Below are 16,935 nucleotides of genomic sequence, written 5' to 3' on the forward strand. Positions count from 1 at the left end.
AGACGGCTTTTTTACTTCAAATTATACAGGCTTTATGCGAAAAGCAATCATCATGCTAAGCCTTTTCCTCTGCCATTTCACACTAGTATACGGTAATAATCAAGGCAAGCAGGAATACATCCTTATTCTGAACTCCGTTAATTACGACGAAGTCTGGACGAATGGTATCTATCAATCTATCTACGAATCTTTTAACGGCTCGCAACAGGCTGTCCATACAGAAGAACTGATGGTTCCGACCATCGCAAATACAGACGAAGCCGGCATCAAAAGAAATTCATTACTGGAAAAATATCCTCTTCCCCCTAAAGCCGTTGTCTTTATCGGCGATCCCGGATGGTTGGTATGCCGTCCCTTATTCGACAAAGAATGGAAAGAAATCCCCGTCCTTATCTGTTACTCACGCAAATCAATGCCTTCCTGCATCGAGAACCTCCTTTCCCGGAACATATCGGACAAAGAACTTGTCCCTGCCGCCCGGATGATGGAAGGCTATAACATAACAGCCATCTACCAGCCTTTTTATATTAAAGAAACTCTTGAACTCATGCAACGCATACAGCCGGAGATCAGGAATATCGCTTTCATCTCCGACAACCGGTATATCAGCCTCTGTGCACAAAAAGAAGTGGAACAAACACTGGCAGACCATTATCCGTCCCTGAAATTACATCTTCTTACCACTACACGGCTTTCCACTGAACAATTACTGGATACTATCTCCCGCTATAACCGGGAAACCGGAATCTTATATTATTCATGGTTCTCAAAACAGATGCAACAAAATAATTACCTGAACGACAACATACAGCGGATCGTTTACGGATTTGCTCATTATCCGGTCTTTACCATCGCCGACCTGCAAGTGGAAAACGGGAATTTTGCCGGAGGACATTACATCTCACTATCCGATTTCAGCCAGGAAGCCATTCACACTTTACAGAAGATTATAAATGGCACTCCGGCACGCAATATTCCGCCCCACACCGGAGGCGAACCACAAACCTACCTGAATTACCGACATCTGAAACTGCATAATACCGACAGCAATCTCTATCCGGGCAATGCTATCTATTATCAACGTCCCCCGAATTTCTACGAAAGGAACAGGCTGGCTATCATTTGTATCATAGCCCTTTTTTGTGCCCTGATCATTATCCTCGTCATGCGATTTCGCTTCTACTGGCAGGTGAGACAGGAAATCCGCGAACGCGAAAAAGCCGAAGAAGCCAACCGCCTCAAATCGGCCTTCCTGGCAAACATGAGCCATGAGATACGTACCCCGTTGAATGCGATCGTCGGCTTCTCCACCCTGTTAGCCAATGAAGAAAACCTGGAAGAAAGGCAAGAATTCATCAAGATCATCGAGAACAACAATGAGTTATTGCTCCAACTGATCAACGACATACTGGACCTCTCCAAAATTGAGGCAGGAACCTTGGAGTTCATCTACTCGGACGTAGACGTGAATTCTTTACTGACGGAGATAGAACAAAGCAACCGTATCCGTAACCGGCATCCGGAAATCCAAATCTTTTTTGAAGAACGTCTGCCGCAATGCATCATCCATACGGAACGAAACCGCCTGACCCAAGTCATAAACAACCTGCTGACCAACTCTATGAAGTTTACAACCCGGGGAAGTATCCGCTTCGGTTATCGACAGGAAGGCTACAGGCTACGTTTTTATGTAAAAGACACCGGATGCGGCATCCCTGCGGATAAGATAGATTCAGTCTTCGGACGTTTCGTCAAACTGAACAACTTCCAGCAAGGGACCGGCCTCGGCCTCTCCATCTGCAAAACCATCGTAGAAAAGCTCGGCGGAGAGATGGGTGTGGAGTCGGAAGAAGGGGTAGGGACTTTATTCTGGTTCACTATTAAGGTTGAATAAAGTTCTTCTTTCATTTCTTACAATACATTTCAGGATTTCAAAAGTATAGGTTTCCCTGTGAAAAAAATAAATACCTTTGCAGGAAACATCAAATTTTATTCGCCATGAAAAGAAACCTATTGCTTCTGGCAGCTATCTGTTCCTGCTATAATCTCTTTGCTGAGGAGGTCATAGTCAGGCAATTCAGATATGCCGGCCCGTATGAAGTGAAAGAGCCGTTCCTGAAAGACAGCCTCGACGTAAACAGTAAGAAATTCACCGAAAAAGAATTATTGAAAACAGCCGTTCCGTTTAACAATGTGCGTCAAAGCACACAATTGCTGGAAACGAACGCCGACGGAGAAAGTACACTTCCAGCCGGCAACCAGTCTTCTCATATCGGACTGACCTCTTTCTATCTGAACAGCGACCGGTATGTAAAAGGGACTTTGCAGGTTAAAGGCCCGGAAACATACGAGGTCTATGTAAATAACGAAAAACAAACAGCCCCCGACGGAAAGGTTTCCCTGTCACTGGAACCTCATCGTTACGAAATCGTTATCAAATATTTAGCCGAAAGCGATAAAGCCGGAACCCTGAAAGTTTCGTTCGATACGGAAAAAGAGGCTGTTATCACGGCTACCACCGATCCGGAAAAAAGATATACGATCAGCGACGTGTTCGACGGAACACGTTTCCGCTCTGTCAGCCTCTCCCCCAACGGAAAATATCTGCTTACCTCCTATCAGACTACTTATCCCGGCGGACAGACTGCATATTTTCAGCAAATTACCGATAAAACCAACGGACAGGTACTGATGGAAAGCAGTACGAACAATTTCAACTGGATGCCCCAAAGCAACCGTCTTTATTATACCCGTAAAGGATTACAGGGAAAAGAACTGGTGACTATCGATCCGGTGACAAAAGCCGAAACAATCCTCTCCCAGAATTTACCCGATGGCTGGTTCAGTATCGCCCCGACAGAAGATTTCCTGATCTTCACGATCTCCGAGAAAGGACCGGAAAAAGACAAAGACATGGAAGAAATACTCGTGCCCGACGACCGTCAGCCGGGATGGCGCAACCGTTCCTTCCTACACAAATATGACCTGGCAACGGGTGTTCTCGAACGCCTCACTTACGGCCACAATTCCACTTCGCTTAACGACATTTCGAAAGATGGCCGTTATCTGCTGTTCACCAGCAGCCGGCGCGAACTGACGAAGCGTCCGTTCAGCACAAAAATCCTTTACCGGATGGATTTGCAGAACAGGCAGGTTGATACACTCCTGGAAGATCCATTCATCAACTATGCTAGTTTTTCACCGGACGGAAAACAACTGGCTGTTTCCGGCTCGGGAGAGGCATTCAACAAGATTGGCTTGAATATTGCTCCGGGACAAACATCCAATCTGGCTGACGGACAGTTGTTCATCTACGACTTCTCCAATAAGCAGGCGACAGCCGTAAGCAAAGATTTTAATCCGTCTATCCAATCATTTACATGGAATACCGGAGATAAACAAATCTACCTGCAAGGAGAAGACAAAGACTGTGTCCGCCTGTATACGCTCAATCCCGCAAACGGAAAGATCAGTCCGGTTCCACTGAAAGAAGATATATTATCGGATTTCACAATTGCTGATAATGCCCCCGAACTTGTTTATTTCGGTGAAAGCGCCTCCAACTCACAACGACTCTACTCCATGAATCTGAAAAAGAAAGAGAAAGAGTCTGTTTGCCTGAAAGACTTGTCCAAAGACATTCTGAAAGATATTACCCTGGGCGAAGTACACGACTGGCATTTCCAGGCGGCTGCCGGAGATACAATCTACGGACGTTACTATCTGCCGCCGCATTTCGACCCGAGCAAGAAATATCCGCTGATCGTTAATTATTACGGCGGGACAAGTCCGACGGAACGCTCACTCGAAAACCGTTATCCGTCGCATACCTATGCTGCACTGGGATATGTGGTTTATATCATACAACCCAGCGGTGCCACCGGTTTCGGACAGGAGTTCTCCGCGCGCCACGTCAATGCCTGGGGGAAACGTACGGGAGACGAGATCATCGAAGGAACAAAAAAGTTTTGTGAGGAACACAGTTTCGTGGATGCCAAAAAGATCGGCTGCATCGGCGCCTCTTACGGCGGCTTTATGACACAGTACCTGCAAACTAAAACCGATATCTTCGCCGCCGCTATCTCACACGCCGGCATCAGCGATATTACCAGTTATTGGGGAGAAGGTTACTGGGGATATTCTTACAGTGCACTGGCTACAGCCAACAGCTATCCCTGGAATGCACGGGATATCTATGTAGAACAAAGTCCCTTGTTCCATGCCGACAAGATCAACACGCCGATCCTGTTCCTGCACGGCTCCGTCGATACAAACGTACCTGTAGGAGAAAGTATCCAGATGTTCACCGCCCTGAAGTTACTTGGTAAGGAAACCGCTTTTATACAGGTAATGGGACAAAACCATCAGATACTGGATTATAAGAAACGGGCGGAATGGAATAAAACCATCTATGCCTGGTTCGCCAAATATCTGAAAGAGCAGCCGGAATGGTGGGAAGCTCTCTATCCGCCAAAAAGTCTGTAAAAGAATTGTACTGATGCAAATGCAATACCCGGATATAAACCGACATAGAAACGTTTCTGAATCGATTTATACCCGGGTATTATTTTTTATGCCTTCCGGAAAGTTCTGCGGCTTATAACATTCCCCGCATCCGGTCTTCGAAAGCTGTCAGGGCTGCTTTGGCCCCTTCGCCCATAGAAATAATGATCTGTTTATAAGGGACAGTCGATACGTCACCGGCCGCATAGATACCCGGAACGCTTGTACGACAATGGCTATCGATCACGATCTCACCCTGACGGTTCGTATCTACCACCTCACGGAACGGACCGCTGTTGGCTGCCAGGCCGATCTGGACAAAGATGCCATCCAGTTCGATGTTGCGGACTTCCTCTGTCTTACGGTCCTTTATACGGATACCGGTCACTTTTTCACCGTTACCCAATACTTCCATCGTCTGGGAATGCATAAAGATCTCCACGTTCGGAAGACTTCTAGCCTTATCCTGCAAGACCTGATCCGCTTTCAACTCTTCTGCAAATTCGAGAAGCGTCACTTTTGAACAGATACCTGCCAGATCGATAGCCGCTTCAACGCCTGAATTTCCGCCGCCAACAACAGCCACATGCTTGCCTTTATAGAACGGACCGTCGCAATGCGGACAGAAAGCGACACCGCGTCCGATATATTCGGACTCTCCGGGGACATTTAGTCTGCGCCAGCTGGCTCCGGTTGCTACGATAACGGCCGGGGCTATCAGTTTTTCGCCGGTAGAAGTTGTCAAGAGCTTTTCGTGTCCTTCCACTTCCACCTTCTCGATGCGGCGATGTTCAAGGATATCGATCGGATAATCTTTCATATGCGACATCAGGTCGAGAGCCAGTTGCTGCCCCGTCGTCTGCGAAACAGAGATCATATTCTCGATACCGACAGTTTCCTTCACCTGTCCGCCGATACGGTCGGCCACAACAGCCACCGCCAAACCTTTACGGGCAGTATAGATAGCTGCCGCACTTCCGGCAGGACCTCCGCCGACGATGATAACATCGTAGTTCTTTTCTACCACTGGCAGATCTTCCTCTTTCACGCCATACTGCGCTTCGAGTTTGCCAAGCAGTTCGCCAAAGTCTCCACGACCTACATGGATCAGTTTACCGTCGGCAAATACGGAAGGTACTCCCTGCACTTTCATGGCAGCAACCTCTTCCTGGTTGATCGCACCGTCCACCATTTCGTGGGAGATTTCCGGGTTCAGCGTAGCCATGACATTCAAAGCCTGTACAACGTCAGGACAGTTGGTACAGGTCAGAGAGACGTATGTAGTCAGTTTGACCGGGCCGTTCAGAGCCTTCACACGGTTACAAATACTTTCGTCGGGAATATTTTTGCCTTTGCCGTCGCTGTTCAGGATAGCCAGCAGCAACGAAGTAAATTCGTGTCCATTGGGAACGCCCCGGAATTTAATACCGGTCTTTTCCCCGTTTTTCAGCAGAGAGAACTCCAGGCCTTCACCGTTTGCCACCTGTACGGTGACCTTATCGGAACAGGAAGCCACATCGTTCAGCAATTCCAATAATTCCTTCCTGCTTTCATGTTCAGGAGAAACTTGTATATCAAATATATATTCGTTCGTCAATCCGCTAAAGATACCGGATAACTGATTTCTCATTGATGAATCTAACATAGTTGAATCCTTTATTTTAATCATAAATAGCTTTTCCATTGTCAAAAGACTTAGCTATTACAGGTTCATTTGCCGTCTGCTTTAGCTGACGGACTTAATAATGGAATATATCTTTGGACTTTAGTCCCATTTTCTTATGTTTCAGGATATAAAAAAATGTGGCTAAAGCCAAAAGAGAGACAGCCTGTAATCCGTCAGCTAAAGCAGACGGCAAATGAACCTGTAATAATCAAGCCTTCCTACTTATAGAATGGCTTAAATCTTGCTAAACAAAAAAAGGCCGACAATGTGTTGCCGGCCCTCCTGTTTTACTATTAGATCTTACCGACCAGATCGATGCTCGGTTTCAATGTCTCGCCACCTTTTTTCCATTTGGCGGGGCAAACTTCGCTCGGATGTTCGGCGATGAACTGAGCAGCTTCTACTTTACGAAGCAGTTCGTCGGCGTTACGGCCGATACCGTTATCATTGATTTCTGCCAGCTTAATCTTTCCTTCCGGATTTACCAGGAATGTACCGCGGTAAGCCATACCGTCTTCTTCGATCATTACACCGAATGCACGGCTCAATACGCCTGTCGGGTCTGCCAACATCGGGTATTTGATCTTACGAATCGTTTCAGAAGCATCGTGCCATGCTTTGTGTACGAAGTGTGAATCTGTACTTACAGAGTAAACTTCTACACCCATTGCCTGGAACTGGTCATATTTGTCAGCCATATCTACCAACTCGGTCGGACAAACAAATGTAAAGTCAGCCGGGTAGAAAAAGAAAATCGCCCATTTGCCTTTGATGTCGTCGCTGCTTACAGTTTTGAAACTACCGTTGTGGTATGCCTGAACTTTAAACTCGGGTGCTTGTGAATTGATAATAGGTTCCATAGAATTTTTATTTTAATCGTTATTACTATTTTGTTTTTGTTACTGGTGCAAAGATAAGTTGCCGATTCGAGGTAAGAACAAAAAATCCAATCGAAAGGTTTTATACAGTCATAGACAAAATCTTTGAGTATCAGTAAATCAGGTTTATAATATACCTGTTTTAGTCTGAGCAACAGCGCCCATCGCACTTGAATCCCGACGTTTCAAATTCGAGTGTAGCATGCTGGATTCCCACATGCTGAAGGTCGTGTTTTATCTCCTGTTTGATACGTTCCATTTCTGAAATATCCGCAACGGAAACATGGGCGGTAAGTGCCGTTTCGGTCGTACTGATCGCCCAGATATGGAGATGATGGACGCCTTCAACGCCTTCAACCGAATGTATCGTCTTTTCCACCTTATCGATGTCCGTTCCCGCCGGTACACCGTCCAGAGAGAGACGGATACTGTCGCGCAGCAGTCCCCAGGTGGAAACAATGATAACGATCGCAATCAACAATCCGATAATCGGGTCGATGATATACCATCCGGTATGGGCAATAACAATTCCGGAGACAACCACGCCGACCGATACCAGTGCATCGGCTGCCATATGCAAGTAAGCACCTTTTACATTCAGGTCTTTATCCTTATCCTTCATGAAAAGCCATGCCGTAAGTGCATTTATAACGACTCCGATACCTGCCACCCAAGCGATCGCATCACCCTCGACCGGACGCGGATGCAGCAGTTTTCCTATACTTTCAGCAATAATAATACCGACGGCCACCAAGAGGATGACCGCATTCAGAAGAGATACGAGTACAGTGCTTTTCTTATATCCATAGGTATAGCTGCAAGTCGGGTGCACCTTAGCCAGCCGGAAAGCCAGCATAGCCAGTACCAGGCTGGCTACATCTCCCAGGTTATGCCCTGCGTCCGACAAAAGTCCTAATGAATTATACCAGAAGCCAGCCGTAAATTCGGCTACGACAAAAGCCAGGTTCAGGGAGATACCTATAATGAAAGCCTTGTTCAAAGAGGTTATTTCGTGGTGGTGATGATCGTGATGATGTTGTTCCATAATTTATTCCTGTTTTTATTTGAGTAACAATATAGAACAAAACTATGTTTTTTACAGCAATAAAAAGTTACCTTTGGCCACAAACAGACTAAAAGAAAAAGAATATGAAAAGAACGAATTTTATTATACTCTCGACTGTGACATTACTGTCAGGTATCATATGTCTTCCTTCCTGTATTACTGAAAAGCCAATATCCAAAGTGGCTCCTGATAATAATCCCAGTTACAAGGTTGAATATTTATTCGAGCATGACGGTTGTAAAGTATATCGTTTCAAGGATGAAGGTCATTATGTCTATTTCACCAACTGTCAAGGAGATGTCAGCAGTGTCGAAAGCGATAGTGTACGCATTGTTAACAAAGTTCGCAGACAGCCGGTAAAGATCATTCGGGAGCCGTCAGAATAAGGTTACACCGTGATACCGTGCTTCTTAAATATTTTTTTGGCATTTGCCAGACGTTCGGCCGATAAAGGTTCTACCTCTTTCAGTTTGTAGTCGAGACCTTGTGCCTCGTATTTATAAGCACCCATCGTGTGATAAGGCAAAAGTTCCGCCTTCTGTACAACCGTATAATGGCTGATGTATTCGGCCAGTTTATCCAAGGTTTCGTCATTATCCGTCAGTCCGGGCACAATGACATGGCGTATCCAAACCGGGACACCGCGTTTTTCCAGTTCGTCCAGGAAACGTAACGTATTATCCAGTTTCACGGCCGTTAGACGTGGATGCAGTTCAGGATCGATGGTTTTTATATCCAATAAGACCAGGTCGGCATATTCCAGAACCGCCAGGGCTTTCGGTGTGCAGATATAGCCGGATGTATCGAGCGCCGTATGAATACCGGCTTCCCGGCAAAGACAGAAAAACTCCCTGAGAAATTCAGCTTGCAATAAGGGTTCTCCCCCGGTAACAGTCACGCCTCCCTTGGCGATAAAGTTCTTATATCGTAAAACCTCAGCCAATAATTCTTCAGGCGTCATCTGATATTTGGCAAGCCCTTTGCTATCCCAGGTATCCGGATTGTGGCAATACAGGCAACGGAGCGGACAACCCTGCATAAAAACAACAAAACGAATTCCGGGACCATCAACGGTCCCGAAACTCTCTAGTGAATGTATGTTTCCTTTAATTTCCAACTTTCAATTACAAAGAATGATTGATTGTTCTTGAAATCACATCCAGCTGCTGTTCGCGTGTCAGTTTCACAAAGTTTACTGCATAACCCGATACACGGATTGTCAACTGCGGATAGTTTTCCGGATGCTCCATAGCATCAAGCAACAGCTCCTTGTCGAATACGTTCACATTCAGATGCTGTCCGCCGTCAGGAGTAAAGTAACCATCTAACAGGCCGACCATATTGGCGATCTGGATATCACGTTCTTTTCCTAACGTTGCAGGAGAAACAGCGAATGTATAAGAAATACCGTCGTGTGCATGCTGGAACGGCAGCTTAGCGACAGAAGCTAGTGCAGCGATAGCTCCTTTGGTATCACGTCCGTTCATCGGATTGGCACCCGGAGCAAACGGCGTACCGCCTTCGCGACCGTCAGGAGTTGCACCTGTTTTCTTTCCGTATACGACATTAGACGTAATAGTCAGGATAGACTGTGTCGGAGTTGCATTACGGTATGTCTGGTGCTGGCGCAGATACTCCATGAACTTTTCAGTGATGTCGACAGCAATGCTATCTGTACGATCGTCATTGTTACCGAAAGGAACATAATCGCCTTCACGTTCGAAACCGACAGCCAGGCCACGTTCGTCGCGGATCACTTTTACTTTCGTATCGCGGATAGCAGCCAATGAGTCGGCAACGATAGAAAGGCCGGCAATACCTGTTGCGCGGATACGTTCTACCGAACCGTCATGCAAAGCCATCTCAAATGCTTCATACGCATATTTATCGTGCATGTAATGGATGATCTTCAGTGCGTTCACATAGACTTTAGCCAGCCAACGCATCATCTGTTCGTATTTCTCCATCACTTCGTTGTAATCCAGGTATTCGCTGGTGATCGGTTCAAACTTCGGAGCCACCTGTACACCTGATCTTTCGTCGCGGCCGCCGTTGATGGCATACAGCAAACATTTAGCCAGGTTGGCACGTGCACCGAAATACTGCATCTGTTTACCGATCTTCATCGGAGACACACAGCAGGCAATACCATAATCATCTCCATAATCCGGACGCATCAGGTCGTCGTTCTCATACTGGATAGCGGAAGTATCGATAGAAACCTTCGCACAAAAACGTTTCCAGTTTTCAGGAGCGTTGTTGAACCACAGTACCGTTAAGTTGGGTTCCGGTGCCGGGCCAAGGTTATATAATGTATGCAGATAACGGTAAGACGTCTTCGTCACCAATGAACGGCCGTCGACACCCTGTCCGCCCAAAGACTCGGTTACCCAAACAGGGTCACCGGAGAACAGGTCGTTATATTCCGGAGTACGAAGGAAACGGACGATACGCAGTTTGATAATAAACTGGTCGATCAGCTCCTGAGCTTCTTCTTCCGTCAGCTTGCCTTCACGGATATCTTTTTCAATATAAATATCGAGGAAAGTAGAAGTACGTCCCAACGACATAGCAGCCCCATCCTGGTCTTTCACCGCAGCCAGATAACCCAGATAGACAAACTGAACCGCTTCGCGTGCATCCTTTGCAGGCTTAGTCACATCGAAACCATAACCGGCACACATCTTTTCGAAAGCCTTCAGCGCCTTGATTTGTTCGGATATTTCCTCACGGCTCTGGATGATCTCTTCGGTCAGTTCCTGTATATCGAGTCTTTTCAGATAATGTTTCTTTTCAGCGATCAGGATTTCCGTACCGTAAAGTGCTACGCGGCGGTAGTCACCGATAATACGTCCGCGTCCGTAAGCATCCGGCAAGCCGGTGATGATAGCGGAACGGCGTGCTGCAAGCATTTCATCTGTATAAGCGGAGAATACGCCTTCGTTATGCGTCTTTCTGTATTTCGTGAAGATTTCTTTTGTCATCGGGTCCAGTTTGTAGCCATATGCTTCCAGACTGTTTTCCACCATGCGGATACCACCCTTCGGAAAAATGCCACGTTTAAGAGGAGCATCGGTTTGCAGGCCGACAATTACTTCGTTTTCTTTGTCAATATAACCTGGTCCGTAAGTATCTATACCTTGAGGATATTTTGTTTCAGCGTCGTAAACACCCTTCTCCCTTTCAACCTTAAACATTTCGGTCAATTTATCCCAAACTTTCTTCGTCTTGTCTGAGGAGTCTTTCAAGAAAGAGTCGTCCCCTTCGTAAGGTTTGTAGTTGTTCTGGATAAAATCCCTTACATTAATCTCTCTTTTCCAAATTTCGCCTTTGAACTGCGCCCAGTTCTCGTTTTCAAACTTCATACCTTATTTTGTTTTCTTCGGTTTTAATTTCGATGCAAAGGTACGTTATTTATATGGCATGCGAAACAATCAACAAATACATCATGTATTCCCAACGGCCAAAATCCCTACAAATAGTTACTAAAACGGTAGATATAGTGCCGCGTATCGCCTGATATAGGTATCAAACAGGAAGGATTATAAATAATATCAAAAAAATAAAAAGAAGGCATGATCAATAATACAACTATCGGTTTTTTCTTGGTGGCATAGATATTCGATTACGTCACGTCGAGAATATGTCTAAGTAAGAATTGAATTTGCCCAATTAGGTATTACATCAACGTATTGTTTCTCCAGTTTACCTTCGGTTAATCTGAATAGTAATTGAGCTTCATTGAAATCCTTTGAATTATCATAAACATAAGTACGATCTACAAATTTAGATGCAATAACACAATTCATAATCGATTTCTGATATCTGGATATAATCTTTGTAATTGGAACATCATGACCTCCGGCCAGAATTCTTCCCGCAATACGAGACGCATTAATGACAGGTGAACTTGTACAGACAAAAAATAGCCGGATAAAAAAACCAGCCTCTTTTGCACGCAAGATATAGTCTAACTTGTCATAAACAGATAACACAGTCTCAAAAATCAAACTTTTCCGTTCTTTCAGACATTGTTCCCTTAGTTCCTCCGAGTATTTAGCTGCTTTCATTACAGCTTCAGATGAATTCCAGTCTCCAAACTTTTCCTGTGCTATATTATCAGGATTAATATATATGCTATCTTCCATCCAGTCATGTTTAATAATTTTCGACGTGATAGAAGTTTTACCGGATCCATTAGGCCCCGCTATAATTATTAATACCGGTTTATGCATTATTCAAGTTGATATTACGAGTAGCAAATTTTATTTTCTGTTCACGAATATACTCCTGCATTTTATGAAAAAATTCTGAATTAGCTTTGTCTGCTTTCTGTTTAGCCTCTTCAGCAACTTCTTTCATCAGCTGAGACAACTGTTCATCCGATGGTTCCGTTGTTATGTCGGTCAGGCTATATTTCATATCAACCTGTTGCTTTTCTGATGTCATAGTTTATATCTATTAAAACGTTTATACAAAGATACTAATCCATCTGAAATGTCTGATACATTTATTATTAATTAATGCAAGGCAGTAATATCTTTCTTTTCCCGCCGTCCGTAAATAAAAAAGGAACCATCCTTCACAGGAGAGTCCCTTTTTTATGTCGGAAACAACCAATAAAAAATTTCCGACACACGTTTAATCATCTTATATGCTTACATAATTAGCAAAAGGTTTTGATATAGCGATTATACTAATAGTGTTACTTTTTTTCTATGTTGCAAAGATAGAGCCGTCAAGGGGAGTACACAATACCTATTATATAGTATAAAAAGAGCTTCCTACTACCTATTCTGTGTTATAATCGGGAAAATTGATCATTGGAATAAACAATATTTGCGAAAATTGCTTTCTTTGATAAACAAAAAAGAGCCATTCTTCACAGGATGGCTCAGTTTTATATATGAAAGGGACAACCAATAAAAAAACTCCCTTCCATGGGTATTTACCTTAAATAATAGGTGTACATAAAAATCAACAAATCGGATTTTGGTCAGGACGATTTATACTAATAGTAAAACTTAATTGATACGGCAAAGGTAAACCCCCGGAAAGGCATTGGCAATACCTATATATATGTAAAACGAGCTCATTTCTAACCATAAATAGGGATTACAGGGTAAAATATTACCTATATAATTATTCAACCTTCAGATTTTCCCCCGCAACATATACCACAGACCTGCCCACCCCACGACGGCGAAGAACACCCTGGCTAATAAAATCGTTCAGTTCCTTCATTGCTTCATAAGGTGTCAATCCGGTCAGCCGGATATATTCCTTTCGAGTGATACAGATATCTATTTTAAGAAAAGACACCAGCCTTTTCTTTCTCTCTTCCACGGTAGAGGTAATTTTTTTCTGTTTTCGTGTAAGGGAATGCACGCGTTCGAACTTCATCGCATGTTTGATTCTTTTACGGAACTTGCTGCTGACTCTCAGATGCACATTTTGAAAGGTAACTGATTCCGCTCTGATTTTATCATTCTCGTCATCCGTCTCCTGAAGGCATTTCAATGAAGTGCTAAAGAATCCGAGGTCCCCCATTTCCACGGTGTACCCATCGGCAAGCAGATCACAAAGGTCATCGATAATGGCAGTAAGTGCCCCGGCAATCTGATTCTTCGGCAGAAGTTGGAAGGCAGCCACATGTTTAATAAACTCTTCCTGCGTATAGGTTTTTATCGGACAGACACGGGCATGCAGCGATTTCTTGCCATCTTTCCCTTTGGGAGAAGGCGTTTCATACAGGTCATAGTATGCACTCATAGTATTAATTATTAGTCATTTGAATATTGTTTGTTTCTTTTTGACGAATCAATATGCTTCCTCAAAAATCTAATTCTTCGTCTTGAAAATTTATTCATTCGACAGATATTCTTTATTCGTTTGACAATTGTTGAATAATTATTCGATATCTGTTAAATACATAAAGAACAATTATTGAATAAATAAATATTACAGACAAAGATATAAATATAATCAAAGGATAAAGATTCCCGGAGTGGTTTTATTTTCCGCGAACAAGAATCAGATAAAATACAATCTATATAACCGGAAGTAATGCCAGGTCAGTAAAGCAAATACCTACAACTAGGTAAGTTCAACCACTTTTTACCTACTATATGCGATTGCGTAGGCTTCCTACACAAGCTAATTTTGCCAAAAATTTTAAAAAGGCATGAAAAGATTAGTGAATTTCCTTACGTTAGCGATATGTGTTTGCTGCCCGGTTTTAGCTCAAGAAAGCGATATGAACTCTACCGTTAAAGCAAAAGAGGTCTACGATGATTATCAAAAGTTTCGTTTCGGAGGTTATGGGGAGATGGCTGCCAGTTACTTAGATTACGATTGGAATTGGACAACAGCCAACGGAACAGCAAAAAGAAACAGAGGAGAAATATCCATACCTCGTTTTATTTTAGCGTTTGACTACAAGTTTTCCCCAAAATGGGTGTTAAGTTCCGAAATCGAATTTGAATATGGAGGAACCGGAGCTGCCCGGGAAATCGAATGGAAAGAAGAAAATGGTGAATATGAAACCGAAATTGAAAAGGGCGGTGAAGTAGCTCTCGAACAATTTCATATTTCTTATTTAATGAATAAACATTTAAATTTCCGCTTCGGTCACATGATCGTTCCTGTCGGATTAACGAATGCGCATCATGAACCATTGAATTTCTTCGGGGTATATCGTCCGGAGGGTGAAACGACCATCCTGCCTTCCACCTGGCATGAAACAGGCGTTGCGCTGTTTGGTGACTTAGGTAATTTCGACTATGAATTACAATTGGTTTCCGGTCTTGACCCGCAGGCTTTCCGCACAGAAAACTGGGCAGGAAAAGCGACTCAGGGCGCTTTCGAAATCAGCAATTTCACAAGCCCGGCATTTGTAGCACGCGTCAACTATAATGGAGTAAAGGCATTCCAGGGACTACGCGTCGGAGCCTCTTTCTATTACGACCAAATGGCTAAAAACGGAACCAAACCCACAAGAAACAGTAAGTATAAATTCCCGGTTACGATATTTTCGGCAGATGCTCAATACAAAAGCGTGAATAACAATTTAATTGCTCGTGCCAACATCATATATGGCAATCTGGAGGACAGTGATGCATTGACCAGCATAAACAATGGTTCTTCCAATGCTTCCGGTTACCCCAAATCAACCGTAGCCAAAAATGCCATAAGCTATGGAGGTGAAGTTGGCTATAACATTGGTTCTTTCTGTGGAAAAAAAGCACCTAAGATTTATCCGTTTGTACGTTACGAATTTTACAGTCCCATGTACAAAATGGAAAAAGGAGGTAATGTCAAAGTTGCAGACAAACGTCTGGAAAAGAGCCTCATAACGGCAGGTTTAAATTATTATGCACTCCCCAATCTGGTTATAAAAGCAGACTATACCCACAAAATTGTAGGTGGAGGCGATTACAACAGCCAAAACATGGCATCTATAGGCATTGCTTATATAGGCTGGTTCATAAAAAAATAAAAAGAGAAAGTATAAATTTATAATAGAATTTGAAAGATGAAAAAGAGTACATTATTTCCCCTCTTATTAATGGGAGTTTCATTGAGTTTCTTTTCTTGCGGTGACGACGATCCCGACAACAATGTTCAGGGATGGACTTTTGACCTCTTGCCTAATGACACAGGTACAAAACCGACAGAAGCACAAATGAGTGCGACTGTTACGCAATACGTAGATCATGTTGTATTACCGACCTATAAGGATTTATTAGACAAAATGACTGCTTATACTGCTGCCGTAGACAAATTCGTAGCATCTAATAGTCAAAATGACCTCTCCGATGCATGTTCCGCCTGGCGTGCTGCCCGTGTGCCTTGGGAACAATCGGAAGCTTTTCTTTTCGGTGTCGCAGATAAAGGTTTGTATGATCCAAGCTTGGATAGCTGGCCATTGGATAAAAATGGGATTGATAAAATTATAGAGTCCGGAGATTTTAGTAATGTAGATGGTGATGTTGATGACGACGAAGACGCACCTGCCGATGCTCCTCAAAACCTTCGTGGCTTCCACACAGCAGAAAGAATGTTGTTCGATAACGGTGATCCCCGTCAAATATCGAAATCACCTTTCAGTGACAATGAAAAGAAATATCTTCAAATTGTATCTAAACACATGCTGAAAGATGTTACAGCATTATATAATGGATGGGACAAAGGTTTAGGAGATATCAACGTACCAACTTCTTACGGGGATGCGATGAAAAAACATGACGGTTCGGCTTATACAGGGTTAAGTACTGTTTACCAGGCCATTGAAACAATATTAAACGGGGATAACGGTATGGCTGGTATTTCCAACGAGGTAGGAACTCAAAAGATCCAGGACCCTGTTGATAAATGGAATGGCAGTAACAAAGATGCATCAGACCCGAACAACCCGGGAGTATTAGCCGTAGAATCATGGTATAGCTGGAATTCTATCGATGACTATGCAAACAATATTGTCAGCATCAAAAACTCATACTTCGGAGGCCGTGACCTGGATAAAGAGAATGCAAGTGCCAATAGTCTGCATGCGCTGGTCAAGGTTATAAACCCGACATTGGATAGCTTGATGGTTGTACAGATCGACAAAACAATTGAAGCGATAGAAGACATGCCACGTCCATTCCGTAACAATCTGGGAGCTGAAACAGAAATCAAGGCTGCGACGGATGCATGCAAGGAATTGACAAACGGATTAGGAAAAATCCGTGCCAAGCTTTCTGCCGAATAACACAAACATAATATAAGTATCGGGAAGGAACCTTATAACAAAAAGGTTCCTCCCCTCTTTTGCATTTAAG

At 43.7% G+C, this 16,935-nt stretch carries 13 protein-coding genes; 5 read left to right on the plus strand and 8 right to left on the minus strand.

Annotated features, from left to right (window positions below):
- The first annotated feature begins 34 nt into the window (after positions 1-34).
- Complete coding sequence (locus tag NBH15_RS10295; RefSeq protein WP_250822602.1) at positions 35-1,894, plus strand: sensor histidine kinase; 1,860 nt, start codon at positions 35-37, stop codon at positions 1,892-1,894.
- Between the two features lie 104 nt (positions 1,895-1,998).
- On the plus strand, positions 1,999-4,485 hold the full coding sequence (locus NBH15_RS10300; RefSeq protein WP_250822603.1) for an alpha/beta hydrolase family protein: 2,487 nt from the start codon (positions 1,999-2,001) through the stop codon (positions 4,483-4,485).
- Positions 4,486-4,597: 112 nt separating this feature from the next.
- On the opposite strand, the gene ahpF is transcribed toward NBH15_RS10300, so the two are convergent.
- The 3 genes from ahpF to NBH15_RS10315 all read right to left on the minus strand — a co-directional run bounded on the left by ahpF (position 4,598) and on the right by NBH15_RS10315 (position 8,092).
- On the minus strand, positions 4,598-6,148 hold the full coding sequence (gene ahpF, locus NBH15_RS10305) for an alkyl hydroperoxide reductase subunit F (protein WP_250822604.1): 1,551 nt from the start codon (positions 6,146-6,148) through the stop codon (positions 4,598-4,600).
- A gap of 314 nt (positions 6,149-6,462) precedes the next feature.
- Positions 6,463-7,029: an alkyl hydroperoxide reductase subunit C gene (gene ahpC / locus NBH15_RS10310; RefSeq protein ID WP_009859723.1), complete on the minus strand. Its 567-nt coding sequence runs from the start codon at positions 7,027-7,029 to the stop codon at positions 6,463-6,465.
- A 160-nt stretch (positions 7,030-7,189) separates the two neighbouring features.
- Positions 7,190-8,092, minus strand: coding sequence for a cation diffusion facilitator family transporter (locus tag NBH15_RS10315; protein ID WP_186960217.1), 903 nt, complete (start codon positions 8,090-8,092; stop codon positions 7,190-7,192).
- A gap of 104 nt (positions 8,093-8,196) precedes the next feature.
- Between NBH15_RS10315 and NBH15_RS10320 the strand changes: the two genes are divergently transcribed.
- Complete coding sequence (locus NBH15_RS10320; protein ID WP_128133855.1) at positions 8,197-8,499, plus strand: DUF4884 domain-containing protein; 303 nt, start codon at positions 8,197-8,199, stop codon at positions 8,497-8,499.
- A 2-nt stretch (positions 8,500-8,501) separates the two neighbouring features.
- On the opposite strand, the gene pflA is transcribed toward NBH15_RS10320, so the two are convergent.
- The 5 genes from pflA to NBH15_RS10345 all read right to left on the minus strand — a co-directional run bounded on the left by pflA (position 8,502) and on the right by NBH15_RS10345 (position 13,885).
- Positions 8,502-9,224 (minus strand): pyruvate formate-lyase-activating protein, encoded by a 723-nt coding sequence (pflA, locus tag NBH15_RS10325; protein WP_250822628.1) that lies wholly within the window; start codon positions 9,222-9,224, stop codon positions 8,502-8,504.
- Positions 9,225-9,237: 13 nt separating this feature from the next.
- Positions 9,238-11,478, minus strand: a complete 2,241-nt coding sequence (gene pflB, locus NBH15_RS10330) for a formate C-acetyltransferase (protein ID WP_128133854.1) — start codon at positions 11,476-11,478, stop codon at positions 9,238-9,240.
- Positions 11,479-11,760: 282 nt separating this feature from the next.
- Positions 11,761-12,348 (minus strand): ATPase, encoded by a 588-nt coding sequence (locus tag NBH15_RS10335; protein ID WP_128133853.1) that lies wholly within the window; start codon positions 12,346-12,348, stop codon positions 11,761-11,763.
- The gene (locus NBH15_RS10340) at positions 12,341-12,562 is read right to left on the minus strand and encodes a hypothetical protein (RefSeq protein WP_128133852.1); all 222 of its coding nucleotides are present in this window, start codon (positions 12,560-12,562) and stop codon (positions 12,341-12,343) included. The genes NBH15_RS10335 and NBH15_RS10340 overlap by 8 nt, the downstream gene beginning before the upstream one ends.
- A 693-nt stretch (positions 12,563-13,255) precedes the next feature.
- Positions 13,256-13,885 carry an HU family DNA-binding protein gene (locus NBH15_RS10345; protein ID WP_244050665.1) on the minus strand — a complete coding sequence of 210 codons (630 nt, stop codon included), beginning with the start codon at positions 13,883-13,885 and terminating at the stop codon, positions 13,256-13,258.
- A gap of 412 nt (positions 13,886-14,297) precedes the next feature.
- Here NBH15_RS10345 and NBH15_RS10350 point away from each other — a divergent pair, with 412 nt between their 5' ends.
- Both NBH15_RS10350 and NBH15_RS10355 read left to right on the plus strand, forming a co-directional pair.
- Positions 14,298-15,611 (plus strand): putative porin, encoded by a 1,314-nt coding sequence (locus NBH15_RS10350; RefSeq protein ID WP_009859728.1) that lies wholly within the window; start codon positions 14,298-14,300, stop codon positions 15,609-15,611.
- A 36-nt stretch (positions 15,612-15,647) separates the two neighbouring features.
- Positions 15,648-16,865: an imelysin family protein gene (locus NBH15_RS10355; RefSeq protein WP_128133850.1), complete on the plus strand. Its 1,218-nt coding sequence runs from the start codon at positions 15,648-15,650 to the stop codon at positions 16,863-16,865.
- The last annotated feature ends 70 nt before the right edge of the window (positions 16,866-16,935 follow it).

Source organism: Parabacteroides caeci, assembly GCF_023656795.1.
In the GTDB taxonomy this organism is placed as follows: domain Bacteria; phylum Bacteroidota; class Bacteroidia; order Bacteroidales; family Tannerellaceae; genus Parabacteroides; species Parabacteroides segnis.